The 16,218-nt window shown below is 39.5% G+C and carries 13 protein-coding genes; 10 read left to right on the top strand and 3 right to left on the bottom strand.

The features are described 5' to 3' along the window. Positions 1-286: 286 nt before the first annotated feature. Together H0486_RS17645 and H0486_RS17640 are read right to left on the bottom strand one after the other, a co-directional pair. On the bottom strand, positions 287-1,357 hold the full coding sequence (locus H0486_RS17645) for an undecaprenyldiphospho-muramoylpentapeptide beta-N-acetylglucosaminyltransferase (protein ID WP_228354245.1): 1,071 nt from the start codon (positions 1,355-1,357) through the stop codon (positions 287-289). 2 nt (positions 1,358-1,359) lie between these two features. Further along, positions 1,360-1,605: a TIGR03905 family TSCPD domain-containing protein gene (locus H0486_RS17640; protein WP_228354244.1), complete on the bottom strand. Its 246-nt coding sequence runs from the start codon at positions 1,603-1,605 to the stop codon at positions 1,360-1,362. A 261-nt stretch (positions 1,606-1,866) separates the two neighbouring features. Here H0486_RS17640 and H0486_RS17635 point away from each other — a divergent pair, with 261 nt between their 5' ends. From H0486_RS17635 to H0486_RS17600, 8 genes are all read left to right on the top strand, one after another. Then, complete coding sequence (locus H0486_RS17635; protein WP_228354243.1) at positions 1,867-3,030, top strand: serine hydrolase domain-containing protein; 1,164 nt, start codon at positions 1,867-1,869, stop codon at positions 3,028-3,030. A 59-nt stretch (positions 3,031-3,089) separates the two neighbouring features. Then, positions 3,090-3,908, top strand: coding sequence for an ABC transporter permease (locus H0486_RS17630; RefSeq protein ID WP_228354242.1), 819 nt, complete (start codon positions 3,090-3,092; stop codon positions 3,906-3,908). A 26-nt stretch (positions 3,909-3,934) separates the two neighbouring features. Continuing rightward, positions 3,935-4,717 carry an ABC transporter permease gene (locus H0486_RS17625; protein WP_228354241.1) on the top strand — a complete coding sequence of 261 codons (783 nt, stop codon included), beginning with the start codon at positions 3,935-3,937 and terminating at the stop codon, positions 4,715-4,717. Between the two features lie 68 nt (positions 4,718-4,785). Further along, positions 4,786-5,775, top strand: coding sequence for an ABC transporter ATP-binding protein (locus tag H0486_RS17620; protein WP_228354240.1), 990 nt, complete (start codon positions 4,786-4,788; stop codon positions 5,773-5,775). A 139-nt stretch (positions 5,776-5,914) separates the two neighbouring features. Continuing rightward, entirely contained in the window at positions 5,915-6,613 is a 699-nt protein-coding gene (locus H0486_RS17615; protein ID WP_228354239.1) for a 5'-methylthioadenosine/adenosylhomocysteine nucleosidase, read from the top strand. A 784-nt stretch (positions 6,614-7,397) separates the two neighbouring features. Beyond that, the gene (locus tag H0486_RS17610; RefSeq protein WP_228354238.1) at positions 7,398-8,336 is read left to right on the top strand and encodes an AAA family ATPase; all 939 of its coding nucleotides are present in this window, start codon (positions 7,398-7,400) and stop codon (positions 8,334-8,336) included. A 66-nt stretch (positions 8,337-8,402) separates the two neighbouring features. After that, positions 8,403-9,596 (top strand): DUF58 domain-containing protein, encoded by a 1,194-nt coding sequence (locus tag H0486_RS17605; RefSeq protein ID WP_228354237.1) that lies wholly within the window; start codon positions 8,403-8,405, stop codon positions 9,594-9,596. A gap of 15 nt (positions 9,597-9,611) precedes the next feature. Then, entirely contained in the window at positions 9,612-12,035 is a 2,424-nt protein-coding gene (locus tag H0486_RS17600; protein ID WP_228354236.1) for a transglutaminase-like domain-containing protein, read from the top strand. A gap of 7 nt (positions 12,036-12,042) precedes the next feature. Here H0486_RS17600 and spoIID read toward each other — a convergent pair whose 3' ends face one another. Then, entirely contained in the window at positions 12,043-13,002 is a 960-nt protein-coding gene (gene spoIID / locus H0486_RS17595) for a stage II sporulation protein D (protein ID WP_228354235.1), read from the bottom strand. A 500-nt stretch (positions 13,003-13,502) separates the two neighbouring features. Here spoIID and H0486_RS17590 point away from each other — a divergent pair, with 500 nt between their 5' ends. Together H0486_RS17590 and H0486_RS17585 are read left to right on the top strand one after the other, a co-directional pair. After that, the gene (locus H0486_RS17590) at positions 13,503-13,973 is read left to right on the top strand and encodes a staygreen family protein (protein WP_228354234.1); all 471 of its coding nucleotides are present in this window, start codon (positions 13,503-13,505) and stop codon (positions 13,971-13,973) included. Positions 13,974-14,270: 297 nt separating this feature from the next. Continuing rightward, entirely contained in the window at positions 14,271-15,893 is a 1,623-nt protein-coding gene (locus H0486_RS17585; protein ID WP_228354233.1) for a methyl-accepting chemotaxis protein, read from the top strand. Positions 15,894-16,218 lie beyond the last annotated feature (325 nt).

The following is a 16,218-nucleotide window of genomic DNA, read 5'->3' as shown; positions in this document are numbered from 1 at the left end:
AGGTTCTAAGGAACAGAACCTAAGTACCGGTGAGTACAATTTCTTAAATTCCGGATATATACTGCAAGCGTTGAAGAACAGAGTCCAAATACCTACTTGTGTAAAGGATTCAACCAGGAAATGTTGCTTAATCCAGTAATTCAGATATCTAGCTCGTAGGAATTACTGTGATTGATACGAAAAGTCTCTATAAGATTCGTGCCAAGGTCCTTGCTTGGAGGAGGTTGATAGGATCTTATAGAGACTCTTTATTTGGTTATATTATAATGATACATTCAAGAAAATTCTATTTATTTTCAGATACAGTTTGTATTAGCTGTACAATGGTCTCAATGGAATTATTCAGGTTACTTTTTGACATGGTATCCACATATTCCTGTCTTTTTTCCATAACTGTGTCAATTGCGGAAAGGAGTCGGGATGGACTTAAATCCTCTTCTTTAAGAACGTAGGAGTAACCCTGGCGTTCAAAAGATTCTGCATTTAAAATTTGATCACCGCGACTAGAAGCAGCTGGCAAAGGTATCAGGATATTGGGCTTACGTAATGCAAGAATCTCACATATCGCATTAGCACCTGCCCTTGATATCACCAAATCTGTAGCTGCAAACAAATCACTTAATTCACGTTTGCTATATTCATATTGTACATATCCAGAGGTACCCTTTAGCGTTTCATCCAGATTACCTTTTCCACACAGATGTATGACCTGATAATCCCGTAATAAGGTGGGCAGCATACCGCGTATCACTTCGTTGATGGCTCTGGAGCCGGTACTTCCGCCAATGACTAATATAACGGGCTTATTAGCGGTAAAACCACAGTAATCCAGCCCTCGAATTTTATTTCCCGAAAAGAGCTCCTTGCGAATAGGGGTCCCGGTAAGAACAGCCTTGTCTTTCGGTAAATAATTGAGAGTTTCAGGGAAATTAACACATACTTTTTTAGCAGCCGGTAAGGCAAGTTTATTGGCTAAACCAGGGGTCATATCGGATTCATGTATAATTACCGGTATTTTATGCCTTTTTGCGGCCATCACGACCGGAACGGTAACAAAACCACCTTTTGAAAAAACAATATCCGGCCTGATTTTCTTAAGCAGCCTGGAAGCTTCAAAATAACCTTTGACTACTTTAAAGGGATCTGAAAAATTCTTAGGGTCAAAATACCTTCTTAATTTTCCAGAGGAGATCCCATGATACGGGATATTATATTCCTCAATCAGCTTCTTTTCAATCCCATTGTAGGAACCTATATATTGAATTTCATAACCACAATTTTTTAATTCCGGCATTAAGGCAATACAGGGGGTTACATGGCCGGCAGTTCCCCCTCCGGTTAATACAATTCGTTTCACTATTAAGACCTCCACTTCTTTAACGCTTTTGCCAATTGATCCGGGCAGGAAGTAGACTTAAAGCCACAGGTCACACCGTCAAGCTTCTGAATCACATCGTCCACATTCATACCAACTAATAGACGGGATAGTCCATTTGCATTGCCAGAACAGCCACCCAAAAAGGTAACCTCTTTAATGGTGTTGGTTTTTTCGTCTATGTCAAAGGTGATTTCTCTACTACATACGCCAGATGTTTTATACGTCATATATATTCCTCCCTTTCGCCGTATGTCAGCGGCAAAAAATTACAATATGTAAATATTTCTTTGTTAAGGTAATCATAATCGAGTACATTGTATCTCACGAAACCACAATTTGCAAATGGTTTTCTAAATGATTTTTGGTTTTACATTTCTTGCTGTATATTGTATAATAAGTAAATATATTACTGGGAAAATATACTATTACTATAGTAGTGATTGCAGGATAAATCATTACTAAATTCTATTCTGTAGGAGGGTATGGGTATGATTAGTTTAAAAACAGATTACAAAGCATCGGATGTTGGTTATGATGAGCAGAGGATTGACACGCTAAATCGCTTTTTTCAGGACTTAATTGATAGAAATAAGATTCTCTCGGCTAACTATTGTATGGCTAGGGATGGTAAGGTATTTGCGAATAATGCGATTGGAAAACTGTCCTTCCGTGAAGAGGACACCAGAGAAATATCACCGGATACCATTCAGCCGATTGCTTCGATAACAAAGCTGTTTACCGCGGTCGCTATATGGCAGTTAGTTGAGGACGGTAAGCTTCGTGTGAATCAAAAGGTTGGCGAAATTATTGATGAGTTCAATGAGTCACCCTTTAATGAAATTACCATAGCACATTTACTTTCACATACCTCCGGATTACAAGCGGATGAGGACTGCTTCCCTAACAAATACTTCGTATCTCCCTGGGCATTTATTGAACATGAAAGGGGTAAGAACTGGATTGCTTCTGCACTGAGAACCGGTATGAGAAAAAAACCGGGAGAAGAGTGGGCTTACTGTAGCTTTGGTTATGTCATTCTTGGAGAGGTTATTACCAGAATCAGCGGAGAATTTGCGAATGATTATATCATGGAGCATATTGTGAAACCCTGTGGTATGAAAGACACCTATTTCTTTAAAGATTTTGATAAAGTTGTAAAGAGAACAAATATTCCGAATGAAAAGAGAGAAAACGAGATTTACGATATCTTGGCAGGAGTGAAGCCCAGCGAGGAAGAAGAAATCTGGGAGAAGATACCCGGTACCGGTGGAGCCATGCTAAGTACGGCTTATGATTTATGTCGATTTGGTATTATGCTGCAGCAGGGAGGTTCCATCGATGGAAACAGAGTAATCGGCCGCAAAGCAATTGAAAAGATGTCAACACTCTATACAGCACCTCATATCAAGGATTATTGTTGGGGAGCAGGAGGAGTATATCGTGAGTACGGTTTGGGACCGGATATGAGATGCAATGATGCGAGTCTTTATTCAAAAGGGACCTTCTTCCATGAAGGAGCAGGGGGCTGCTGCATAATCATAGATCCGAAGGAGAAACTGGTTGCAGCCTGGTTTATTCCGTTCATCAATGATGTATGGTGTCCGGAACCACTGTATAATGCGGCAGCAGTTATGTGGTCAGGATTAATATAATTACGTCTATACTATAAAACATACTCTAAGGAGAATAGGACTTCATAGGAGAGAACTATATGAAATACATACAACATCAGTTTGAAGTCATGAAAGCGGTGGCGTTCGTTACCTATAAGGAATGGAGCGCCTACCGCACTCATTCTATGGTCTCAATCTTTGTGGGACCTGTATATTTTATTGTTCAATATTTTATATGGACGGCAGTATATGGAGGAAGAACAGAGATTAATGGTATGAACCTATCCCAAATGATTGCGTATTTTGGAGCGTCTACCTTGATCGGATACTTAACAATGGATTTTGCAGACTGGAATCTTCAGATGCTGATTCATACAGGTAAGTTCTTAACCTTTGCAATGCGTCCGATTCATCACAGATTCTTTGCCTTTTCACAGAAGGTGGGACATCGGTTCCTTGGGATGGTCGTCGAGTTTATTCCATGTTATATAATCTTAACATTTTTATTCGGAGTGGATATGGTACCGAAAAGAATTGGCTGGACTGTACTCTCAATTGCACTTGCGTTTTTGATGAATTTCTATGTGCATTATATTCTGGGAATGACAGCCTTTTGGTTCGTTCAATCCTCAGGAATACGGAGAGTATTTGATCTTCTGTCCGGAGTATTCTCCGGAGCTTTCATACCTCTGGTTTTCTTCCCGTTATGGCTTCAAAAGCTTTTATTCTTTTTGCCATTTCCGTATATGTCCTATGTACCGGCCATGGTATTTACCGGTAGTTTTAATCTGGCCGGAATATCCATGTCTATTCCAGTTATTGTAGGCTGCCAGGGAATTGCAGTGGTGTGTACGATGATGCTTAGTGAGTTAATCTATAAGGCTTCTATTAGACATTTTAACGGAGTAGGAGCTTAATTAAGGAGACTCCATCAGGAGGGATTATGAAACGGTATTTGCTAATTTATAAAGAATGCATTCGGGTAGCGTTTGCTCAGGCATCTACTTATAGAATGAACTTTATATTAAATTCAATTATTATGTTATTCGGAAATATACTGCTACCTCTTGTTACTCTATTGATCTATGGTGCCGGAGCCAGCTTTGAGGGCTGGACGGTTTATGAGGTATTATTAATTCAATCCATATTCACCATGTCCATGGCGATTGCAGATATGACATTCCATGGAATTCTATGGGCAACCATGGGAGCCGTTAGAGAAGGTAATTTTGAGATGGTGCTTCTGATGCCGGTTGATACGATGTTTCTACTAATGGCCCGAACCTTTTCTATCGAGGCCACGGGTCTGTTTATCGGTGGACTTACCATTTTCCTGGTAGCGTTATCCCATATCGCAGCACCAACCCTAATCATGTGGTTACAATTTCTCGCATTATTTATCATTGGACTGCTTGTCATGATGGGAACCGGACTATTAATGGCGGCTACATCTTTTAAGTGGGTAGGAAATTCCAGAATACCGGAGATTTTTGATAGCTTACGAAGCTTTGGCAAATATCCACAGAGTATTTTTCCAAAGTCCATCAAAATGATTTCTGCATATATCATACCCGTTGCCATGATCGGATTTTATCCTGCATCTGCACTACTAGGAAGGACAAACATTGCAATGTTTCTTGCAATCATACCCTGCTTCCTGTTTATGCTGGCAGGGGTTGCGTTGTACCGGTTTATGGTACGGATGTATCAAGGAGTCGGAGGATAATATGGTCCCGAAAGGGGTAAACGACAATCAAAGTACAGTGTACGACAAATAGGTACCATGGAGGTTATATGGCTAATATTATTACGGTTGAGCATTTAATAAAAAAATATGAAACCTATAAAAAGGGAAGCGGATTTAAAGAAAACTTAAAATCTCTATTTTTTCGGGAAAAGGTTCCTGTTATGGCGGTAAATGATATTTCATTCGAGGTGAAGAAGGGAGATATCATCGGAATACTTGGGCCAAATGGTGCGGGGAAATCCACCACCATTAAGATGCTGACGGGTACCTTGTATCCAACGAGCGGAACCATCGATGTTATGGGATATAATCCTACAAAAAACCGGAAAAGCTATGTGCATCAGATTGGTGCGGTATTTGGACAGAAATCTCAGTTGATCTGGGATATTCCACCAATAGACAGTTTTCGTATGAACAAAGCGATATATGGGGTATCGAATAAGGACTATGATGAGCGGATTAATCGAATGGCAAAGCTGTTCGAAGTTGAAGACTTCATTACCAGACCAACCCGTGTACTTTCACTCGGTGAAAGAATGAAATGTGAGTTTATTATGGCGATGATTCATCAACCCAAGGTAGTATTTCTTGACGAGCCTACAATCGGTCTGGATGTCATTGCTAAGCAGAATATCAGGGAATTTATTAAGGAGATGAATCAGGAGGGAACGACCTTTATTTTAACGACCCATGATTTGGAGGATGTGGAGCAGCTGGCCAGGGATGTAATCATCATTAATCATGGGGAAAAGGTGTTTGACGATTCTATCGAAAATCTCCGCAAAGTTCTTGGTGCGAAGAAAATCGTCCAGCTGACCTTACAGCGACCATTAAAACAATGGGATATTGAGGGCTCCAGTTTGTTAGATAAGGAATCAGAGTTAAATATCACAGTAAGTGTTGACCTTGATCAAATCAGTATTACTGATTTTATGGCAAGATTATCAGATAAATGCGCTTTTTCGGATATTTCCATCAAGGAAATGCCCATGGAAACTATCATTACACATATTTATCAGAGCAAAAAAGAAGAATAGGGGTATGCTATAGCAGATTGTATTTCCGTATAAAATAAGGTAAACTATATTTGCATTGGATAATAAGGAATAAAAGCACAGATATATATGCGCTAGACTTATAGAAGATAAGGGTGTCTACGCAGGAACGGAGTTTATTATGAAAAGATTAGGGATTATCGGGGCAATGGATGAAGAGGTGCATATTCTGAAGGGAATGATGCAGGATGTATCCGTAGAGACTATTGCCTCAATGGAGTTTAATAAAGGGCTATTCCATGGTAAAGAGATTGTAGTGGTACGAAGTGGAATAGGAAAGGTGAACGCAGCTATCTGCACTCAGATTCTGGTAGACCGCTACCACGTAGATGCAGTGGTTAATACGGGAGTGGCCGGATCGTTAAGAAACGAAATAGATATTGCAGATATTGTACTTTCAACCGATGCACAGCAGCATGATATGGATGCAACTGGCTTTGGATATGATCTGGGAATAATTCCCCGAATGGAGCGATCTGTTTTTGAGGCGGACAGGGCTTTGTTAGAACTGGCACAGAGTGTATGCGCAGAAGTGATACCGGAAGTGGGGGTTCATACTGGAAGAGTAATAAGCGGAGATCAGTTCATCTCCGATGGCAAGAAGAAAGAAGAATTAGTATCAAACTTTGATGCCTATTGCACGGAGATGGAGGGAGCAGCCATCGCCCAGACGGCGTATTTAAATAATCTTCCCTTCCTGATTATCAGAGCCATATCGGATAAGGCGGATCATAGTGCGGAGATGACATATTCAGAATTTGAAGAAATAGCAATAAAAAATACGGTAAAATTATTGAGTGAATTCATAAAAAGAATATAATGATCAAGGATAATTGATTAATCAATGTCTGAGCAGAGATACTGCCCAGACATTTTTGATTCAATACACCCATATTGTATGATCAATCCAGTCATATCTCCATAAGTGTCAAATTATGAAAAATATCCCAAGTCAGAGTAATTGTATTCGTCGATACTTAGGCTCTGTAGAGCCTTATGTATCGACAAAAAAGCGATAGGAAGGGAGTAAGCCGACGGCTCGAACAATATTGATAGCGGAGCATTTACACTGTCGGTACTTGGGCTCTGTCTTTAAGAGCCCTATGTACCAACGAAGAAGCGATCGGAGGGAAGTAAACCGACGGTTCGAAATATATCCAGAACGGAGCATTTGCGCCAGTCGGTACTTAGGCTCTGTTTTTTAGAGTCTTATGTACCGCTACTAGGCGCAATTAAGTGAAAACGGCTCCGTGGAGGATATATTTCGAGCCGTCGGATTGCTTCCCTCCGATTGGTTCTTCGCTAGTATTCAGTATCTGATATTTCGTATAGAGTACAAGAAAGCTGCTCCGCTATCTATATCGATCGAATCTTCGGCTTACTCCCTTCCATCGCTTCTTCTTACTATACAAAACCACTAAGACACTACTGCAAAAAGTACAAAAAGCCCTGTAATTCTTACCTTGTTTCTGTTTATTGCATACAGTATAATAATGGAAGATGGGTTTACTTTTTTATACATTACTAATCAACCATGGAAATATCGCAGTATGCACGTAGGTATACCATAAGATTAAAAATAAACAAGGAGAAAGGGTTACTATATGGAAAATCAAAAGAAAATTGCAGAAATGATACATAATATGGAGCAAATCATTGTCGGTAAGAGGGAAGTAATTGAAACCACTCTGGTTACTTTGCTGGCTGGCGGACACCTGTTATTAGAGGATGTCCCAGGAGTTGGCAAGACAACTCTTGCAAAGACATTGGCAAATACGATCAATAGCGGATTTACCAGAATTCAATTTACGCCAGATACCTTGCCCAGTGATGTGACGGGACTGTCAATCTACAATATGCAGACCGGAAAATTCGAATATTCCAAGGGCGCCATTGTAAATAACATAATATTGGCAGATGAGATTAACCGTACTTCTCCAAAAACACAAGCGAGCTTATTAGAAGCTATGGAAGAGAAACAGGTTACCGTGGATGGCATAACCTACTCGATTCCCCAGCCATTTATGGTAATAGCCACACAAAATCCCGTAGATTATCTTGGTACATATAATTTGCCGGAAGCACAATTAGACCGTTTTATGATGAAAATATCCATAGGCTATCCAGAAGCCGGAGAGGAAAAAATAATGGCAGAGCGCTTTCTAAGTAATAAGTTGACTGCTAAAATTGAGCCGGTTGTGGATGGAGAAGCCATATTAAAGATGCAAAAGGAAGTAGAAAAGGTAAAGGTTAATCAGGATTTGGTTACTTATATTACAAAGGTTGTTCAGGAAACAAGAAAAGATAAGAATATTGCACTGGGAGCAAGTCCAAGAGCTACACTGGCTTTACTTAGAGCATCCCAGGCACAGGCCTATCTTGAAGGAAGAGATTATTGTATTCCGGACGATATACTACGCTTAATCCCGTTAGTATTGTCCCACCGTATCATATTGTCACCGGAAGCTAAATTATCCCAGACTAAGGTGGAGAAAATCTTGAAATCCATCGTTTCAAAAATACCTGTACCTGTATTACTCTAGTACAACAATCGTATTTAGCATGTTTATTACGAATTTAGATGGTACAGTAACCTCTGGAGGTAATTTATGAAAATAAACCGGTTAATTTGCATCTTATCAATTATTGGAAGCGGTATCTTTGCCTCCTATTATGGAGGTAACATTCCGTATGCTCTTTTTTATCTGACCATACTAATTCCAGTCATTGCATTTATTTATACACTGTATGTATACTTTCGCTTTAAACTATACCAGACCATGGACAGTTTTCTTGTTGTAAAGGGGGATTGGACGGGATATTCCTTTATCATCGCTAATGAAGACTATGTTACCTTTCGCAATATTAAGGTTAACTTTCTGCATGATAAATCTACGATTGAATCCACCAGTCAGGATGTGAATTACAGCCTGTTACCCAGTGAACGGGAACGTCTGGATACAAAGATCAAGTGTAATTATCGAGGAGAATATTATGTTGGAGTTGATTCCATAGTAATTACCGACTTCCTGTATCTCTTTGCAATTACATATCCTATTTCCTCCAAGATTAAGGCTGTGGTACTTCCGCGTGTTGTTCCAGTTGAACAGCTGGGGATTGCTCCGCCTCAGATTGATGTTAAGAATCCCAGACGGTTCAGTAATACGGCAGAAGGAGAGCTGGATACAGAATTAAGAAAATATAGTCCGGGAGACAGCAGAAAACGGATTCACTGGAAGGCAACGGCAAGACAGAGGGAGTTGTTAACAAGACAGTATCAGAATATTCCCAAATCAGAAATTGTGCTGTTTATGGACTTGATGAAGATTAAAGAAGATGAGTTAAAGGTTGTAATATCCGAGGATAAAATCATCGAAAGTGTACTAGCAATCTCTAATTATTATGCATTGAGAGGCACTCCTTCTCAGATTATCTATGATATGGATGGCAAGAGACAGATTGATATTTCCTCCAAGGAAGAATTCAATGCTTTTTATACAGCATGCGTTTCCATTCGCTTTCAGAGCAATACGCCGATCCATGAGCTTGTCAGAGATAGAATGCATCGTGGTGATGAGGGTTTATTTTACGTGATTGCAACCCATAGCTTAACAAAGGAACTATATCTTACGTCTTGGCAGGTACTATCAAGCGGTAATCATGTTAGTATTCTTTTTATCAGTGATGATATAACTGACAAGACAAAGGAGTTAATTGATAGCATGAAGCTTTCCGGAATATCTGTATATCAGATAATGTCGGAGGATGAAATCGGTACCGTACTAAACAGAGAGGTTGGCTAGAAGGGAGGGCATGTAATGCTGAAGGATAGAGAAAAGCTATATCAAATTTATCATACAATTTTAAGCATGGCATTAAATTTGGCATGCATCCTGACTATCAATCAGTTTTTTCATTTAAAAGCTTCAATAGCATATACTACGTTACTTTCCTTCATTACTGCCTTATTGATCTATCTGTTTGATCAGAACCGCAGGAATGCAATCAGCTACTTACTGCTGGCATGTGTAATTCCGGTATCCGGAGCCATTTTCTGGATTATGAAAGTGAATCCAGTCCGTTGGTTTATGGATATCCTCCATTGGTGTTGGATTTATGATCGTACCGATGAGATGTATGTGAAATATCAGGCAAATTTTGTTGTATTAGGGGTAATCTGTATGGGAGCCATACTTTTCTACCTTATTACCAAAAATCAGACGGCAAAATTAGTACTGGCATTCTTACTGATAGCAGCAATGATTGTGTTAAGTGTTAATAAATATGAAATTAACAAAGCAGTAGTAGCAATTGGAATTTTTTATGGGTTATCCATCTTAATCGAGTTTTATGGGGCCTACTATAATAAAAAAGCAGGAAGACAGGAAAAACGGGAAGGTATCCTATATCTGGCGCCGGTATGCCTGATACTAGCTATTTTATCAATTAGTTTACCTTCTAAACCGGAACCCATTCAATGGGAAGGTGTGAAGAACTTATATCGCAATGTGAAAGAACAGATTGATAATTGGGTGACAGAGTGGGAATATTTTCTTCATCCTGTAGACAGGGTGTTCGGGGTAAGTATGACTGGCTACTCCGATGACGGTGGTGATCTGCGGAGTGGTGGAGAAGTAAAAAAGGACAGTACAGTTGCATTAAAGGTGACAGGAGCTAAGTACAGCTCGTCTATGTATCTGATTGGTGCTGTCAGTAATGAGTACACCGGTCACAGCTGGGAAAAGACAGCGAAGGATCCAGAACTTTCAACACAGGACTATTTACTTGACTATTCTGAGCTCATCTATGCGTTATCCTGTCAGGATCCTGAGGTGTTGCGGGAAAATCGGTTTATAGAGAGAAGAAACTATCAGATATATTACAATAATATAAAGACCAAGACCTGTTTTTACCCGATTAAGACAACATGGATTCAAATGCGTTCCGATCACAGCTACCCGTCGGCTATGCTACCCAATATGACCTTTTCCAAGGCATATGGTAAGGGGCTCTCCTATGAAGAAACCTATTATGATATGAATTTGAATGGGGAAGCCTTTCAGCAAATGCTACGGGATGCGGATGGTTTTTCTTATGATAATGCAGTAGAACCTTCTAAGGAGTCTTATGAACTGATAGAAGATCAAATGATTAAAGCAGATAATATAGAAGTGATAACCCCCGAGGATGGACTCTTTGATTTGCTCGGGAAAAGAGCTGAATGGATACGGAAAGAATATACCGGATTACCATCTTCTCTACCCAATAGGGTGAAACTGTTAGCAGAGGATATTACAGCAGACTGTGAAACGGATTATGATAAATTACGTGCCATTGAAAAGTTCCTGCAAGGGTATCAATACACCCTGCATCCTCAGAAGGTTCCGAAGAACAGGGACTTTATCGATTATTTTCTATTTGAAAGTAAAGAAGGGTATTGTACTTCCTTTGCTACAGCAATGGCAGTTCTCGGAAGATGTGTTGGGATACCTACACGTTATGTCGAGGGATTTATCGTAAAATTCAGTGAGAAGGGCGATGACAATTTATTCCCTGTTAAGAACAGCCAGGCACATGCTTGGGCTGAAGCTTATATTGAGGGTGTAGGGTGGATTCCCTTTGAAGCGACTGCTTCATTCTATACGGTAAGGTATGTAAAATGGAAGGATCTTCCGAAAGAAGGAACACAAGTGCGGGCTACCTATGAGGTTCCCTATGATGAGGCATATATAAGATCTCTGATGAACCAAAGTCAAGAAGTAACCATTGACCTTACCAGTGAAAAGTATCTTAACAACAATGATGAGATCATTGAAGCAGTTATTATATTTGCCGCAGCGATTGTAGTATTAATCCTGTTTGTGATAATGGCATTCCTTATATTAAAACTAAACTATAAGAAAACCTATCAAAAGTCAGATCGAAATAAAAAGATGTATATTCTTTTTACCCGTATTCTGAGATTATTAAAGCAGGAAGGATTTACTCTGGAGCCTGACGAGACAATACGTATGCTCTCCAATAGAGTACGAGATATATACCATTATGAAACCGTCACTTTTAAGGATGTTGCTGATATTTTTATGCGTCATCGTTATGCTGGAGAAGCAATTTCCGAGAAGGACTTATATAAGGTGGATGTATTCTATCACGGATTATTCAATATGTATCGGGCTGAACATAAAAGATTTCGAATATGGATGGAGGAGTTTATCTTTTTAGCAAAGAAAAGTTACCGATAATACGGATTTATTCCCCTATGGTAACGAGATCAACTCCTGTATAGTAGTGCTTTAAAATGTCCGTATAGGAGTATCCCTCTTCTGCCATTGCGTTGGCGCCATATTGGCTGAGACCAATTCCATGGCCCGAACCATTGCAGATAACACGAACCATGCCATCATAACTTTCCATATAAAAATGATTTGATTTTAATCCCAGGACCTTGGCAAACTCTTCACCGGATACGGTTTGGTTGCCAAGGTCCACCCATGTTACATAACCAGCGCTATCTCTATTTTGAATGACAACATCCTGAAAAAAGCTATCCTCTGAGACGGTGAGGTTTGGGTAATTCTCTTTTAACAAAGTAACTAAGTCCGATATCTCAAACTCCTCAATGGTCAGGTAATTGGTGGAGGTTACATCCTGTTTACTGGGTACGCTAATCAGGTAAGGAATATCAATATTCCATGCTTCCGAGGCATTTCGGGTAAATCCGCTCCCAGTATTAAAAAATACGGGAAGAATTAGGTCACGATGATAAACCAGGACTTCGTCCCTGGTTCCATATACCGCATTCTCCAGCTTTGTAAAATAGGAGCGATAATCCTCGCTCCCCCAGAACTGCTCCATTAAATCCAAGCTGATATAGGAAAGTCCCAGTTCGGAGGTGGTAAAACTATTTTGATCCGGATGCTCTTTCCATAAGAGAGCGATATTATATAATGTATAGGTACGAGATATGACTGCCTGTGCCTTAAGTGCTTCCATGTGATAACCTGCCGGCATATTGGCGGCTACAATACCGATCAAGTACTCATCAAAGGTAAGCTTTTTTCTTAAGCCGTCTGTTTCATAATAAATGGTGAAATTCATTGTTTCTATAGCTTTGTTACTATTTTTGCTGGATGTCATCAAAGTTATGATAAAAGGGAAAAACAGAACAACCACACATACCAGTAACGTCTTGATCAGTATCTTCTTCATAGTCCCTCCAAATATATGCAATGTTATTACATTATATGAACATACGGAGGATTTATGAGTAAAAGTATGATGTGAAAAGTGGTTGTTGAATAATGCGTATAAAGGGGCTGTGGCATAATTTATCAACAGTGATCATGACTTACCTCACACACAGACGGTAGGACATATTACTGGTTTTGTATGTCTCAGGCGAACATAAAATATTCGACTGAGACATACAAAACACAGCAACATGTCCTCCCGACAGTGTATTATGGTAAGTCATGATCACAGTTGATAAATCATGCCACAGCCCCTTCTGATACATTGAATTGCAGCCACATTTCAATACGGTAGAGAGTACGCTTCAGTTAATCTTTTCTGCTAGTCATGTATTTGTAACAGAATCATGTCAATAGTCTGGCAATTTATTACATTTTTTAACATGGAACTAATAAAAAGTCTTAAGGGGCGGACTTTATCATATAATTTGATAAGGATAATTCAATGGAGCAGGCAATATGAGGAGATTAGACCCTAATAGACTCTCAGTGGAGTATCGAACAGGAGTAACGGATACAGAACCGATCATTCCACGGCGCTATACCCTTACCCATTCAGATATTGATGCGGAGCTGTCTTTGACAATTGGTTTTAGTTATGCTTTTGATAAGATAAATGAGTTGAGGGATGAGGTACTGGGAGAATGGTATGAAAAAGGAGAAGGATATATTTATCAGGCATATGTATATGTGAATGGTGAGCTGGATATGGATAAATCCGAGATTAGGAACCGTATTTTCCGTGAGGAATTACCGCTTGCCCTGGAAGCAATACGATATGGAGACCGCCTCCTATTTCAGAACTTCCCAGAGCTTGATAAAGCACCAATTATTATTTACTTCTTATCTTCTGATCCAAAGCAAAATCAGGTGGAGTACTGGGGAACCTTTTCCGATTACATCTACGGGTTAGAGGATGTGGATTCATAAGAAAACAAGGGGGTACTGCAGAATATCACTGCAAGGATATTCTGCAATACCCCCTTGTATTATAATGGACAAGAATATGTATCTATTATAGGGATCTAGCTTAGGATCAAAAAATGGAAGCATTTCTTACAGTAAAAAAATATTTTCATAAATAGTTGGATTTTATTGTCAAATAAGTATTGTATCTTGACAAAGATTGGCGTAAAATTACTATGCATAGGTAAAATTGTCGTACAAACAGAATAAAATGACTTAAACGATGATGAATAATGCACAATCTTTTAGGGGGGCTTCGAAATGATTGAAGTATTAGGTAAATTATTAGTTTATGTTTCATTGGTATTAATGGTAATGTACATTCTAAGCTTATCTAAGACGGCTGTTAAGTATGTGGTATCCGAAAAACCGAACCTGATTGGATCGGTGGTTCTAATACTGCTATTTGGAATTGCTATATCAGCCGCCAGCAAGTATGCGATGGATATTGGAGGAACCAAGGTTAACCTGAGAACCTCTATAGCTGTTCTGTCCTCAATAATTGGGGGACCTATTGTCGGAATCATTGTAAGTATCATAGGGGCGGCTTACCGGGTATCCTTAGGGGGATGGACAGCCTACGGCTGTTCTTTAGCGACCTTGTTCGCAGGCATTGTGTCTGCCATTATTGTATACCGTTTTAAGTTCAGGCCTAAGAATATTAATCTCAAGACAATAGGGCTATGGGCTGCATTTTGCTGTGTTTGGGAATGTATCCATTTACTGTTTTTCTCGTCTGTGTTCACGACCTCTGAAGGATCACCATTGGAAGTATTTAACCTGATCAATGTTGAAAAGTTTATGATAAAAAATCTATTGGTACCCATGGTATCCATGAATACCGTTGCAATCGCGATCTTCTTAATTCTTGTTAAGGACATGGTTGTTAATAATACCAGAATAGCCTATGAAGAGCAGATAAAGCTGACAGAGGATATTCAGAAGTCAAGAGATCATATGATGAAAGTAAATCAAACAATCAAGGATATTTCTCAGAATAGCGCGAAAATGAGTTCGAATTTGTATGATCTGACACAGAATGTCATGAAATCAAGTACCGAGATAGCCGCATCCGTTAGTTGCATCGCAGATGGAAGCACCTCGCAAACACAAAGCATTGTGGATACCAGCTATATTGTTGAGGAGATGTCGCAAAAGCTGGTTAATGTATTTGATGCCATTAATAAAACCGTGGATCTGTCGAATCAGACATTGGAGGCCAACAACGAAGTGCGTACCGTTGTTAAGACTCTGGCTGAGAAATCCAATGAAAACGATAAAAATATAAAGGAGATCAGTGAGGTTACACAGGAGCTTATCTCCAAATTAAATGCTGTCTATACCATAACAGACACCATAACCAAGATTGCCAAGCAAACAAATCTGTTAGCCTTAAATGCTTCAATAGAAGCGGCCAGAGCGGGAGAGCATGGTGCCGGCTTCTCTGTTGTTGCACAAGAGGTAAGAGAGCTTGCTGATCAGACTTCAAAGTCGATTGTTGAGATTAATAGTCTGGTATCCGAAATTCAGCTGAAATCGGAGCAGGTATCCCTATCCATGGGTAATACGAAAGAGATTTTGGAAGAGCAGAATAAAGCGGTCAGTACAACAGAAGAAGTATTTGAGAAAATTGGTACGTATATTGACAATATTATATCCAGTGTAAATGGTGAGCATCAGGAGCTTGCTGTGATTGATAAGCTTCGGGGGGATGTAGTAGGTAATATGAGCAATGTTTCCGCAATATCGGAGGAAACTGCCGCAAATATCGAATCTGTAAGCCAGGCAATGGATGAGATTACGAATAAATTTAAAGAGATATTCTCCTTAAGTGAGACCTTAAGTAAGGAAGCAAGTGAACTGGAGAACATCATATTGGAGTAATGTTATAATTTCTGTTCCTTGTATTTTTTGATATAACGGATTTAAAGGGCAGTTGCGCAATGTAGTCAGGGATTATGACTTACCATAATGCACTGTCGGAAGTTCAATGTTGTTGAATTCTGTATGGACAGGACGATCATTTATGTTCGTCAGAGACATACAGGATTAGCAACTTGTTACTTCCGTCTGTGTGTGAGGTAAGTCATAATTCATGTAAATCATTGTGTAACTGCCTCTTCCATTAATTTGCTAACCATCTTAATCTGCGACTAATTTACTATACGAAATGGTAGAAAGGCATTTTGTATTTCCTGCACTATTTGAT

Source organism: Variimorphobacter saccharofermentans (assembly GCF_014174405.1).
In the GTDB taxonomy this organism is placed as follows: domain Bacteria; phylum Bacillota; class Clostridia; order Lachnospirales; family Lachnospiraceae; genus Mobilitalea; species Mobilitalea saccharofermentans.
This window is presented reverse-complemented; position numbering and strand designations above follow the sequence as displayed.

Coding starts and splice junctions, on each gene's coding strand:
- H0486_RS17640 (WP_228354244.1), bottom strand. CDS start 1,605: ATGACGTATAAAACATCTGGCGTATGTAGTAGAGAAATCACCTTTGAC.
- H0486_RS17635 (WP_228354243.1), top strand. CDS start 1,867: ATGATTAGTTTAAAAACAGATTACAAAGCATCGGATGTTGGTTATGAT.
- H0486_RS17630 (WP_228354242.1), top strand. CDS start 3,090: ATGAAATACATACAACATCAGTTTGAAGTCATGAAAGCGGTGGCGTTC.
- H0486_RS17625 (WP_228354241.1), top strand. CDS start 3,935: ATGAAACGGTATTTGCTAATTTATAAAGAATGCATTCGGGTAGCGTTT.
- H0486_RS17620 (WP_228354240.1), top strand. CDS start 4,786: ATGGCTAATATTATTACGGTTGAGCATTTAATAAAAAAATATGAAACC.
- H0486_RS17615 (WP_228354239.1), top strand. CDS start 5,915: ATGAAAAGATTAGGGATTATCGGGGCAATGGATGAAGAGGTGCATATT.
- H0486_RS17610 (WP_228354238.1), top strand. CDS start 7,398: ATGGAAAATCAAAAGAAAATTGCAGAAATGATACATAATATGGAGCAA.
- H0486_RS17605 (WP_228354237.1), top strand. CDS start 8,403: ATGAAAATAAACCGGTTAATTTGCATCTTATCAATTATTGGAAGCGGT.
- H0486_RS17600 (WP_228354236.1), top strand. CDS start 9,612: ATGCTGAAGGATAGAGAAAAGCTATATCAAATTTATCATACAATTTTA.
- spoIID (WP_228354235.1), bottom strand. CDS start 13,002: ATGAAGAAGATACTGATCAAGACGTTACTGGTATGTGTGGTTGTTCTG.
- H0486_RS17590 (WP_228354234.1), top strand. CDS start 13,503: ATGAGGAGATTAGACCCTAATAGACTCTCAGTGGAGTATCGAACAGGA.
- H0486_RS17585 (WP_228354233.1), top strand. CDS start 14,271: ATGATTGAAGTATTAGGTAAATTATTAGTTTATGTTTCATTGGTATTA.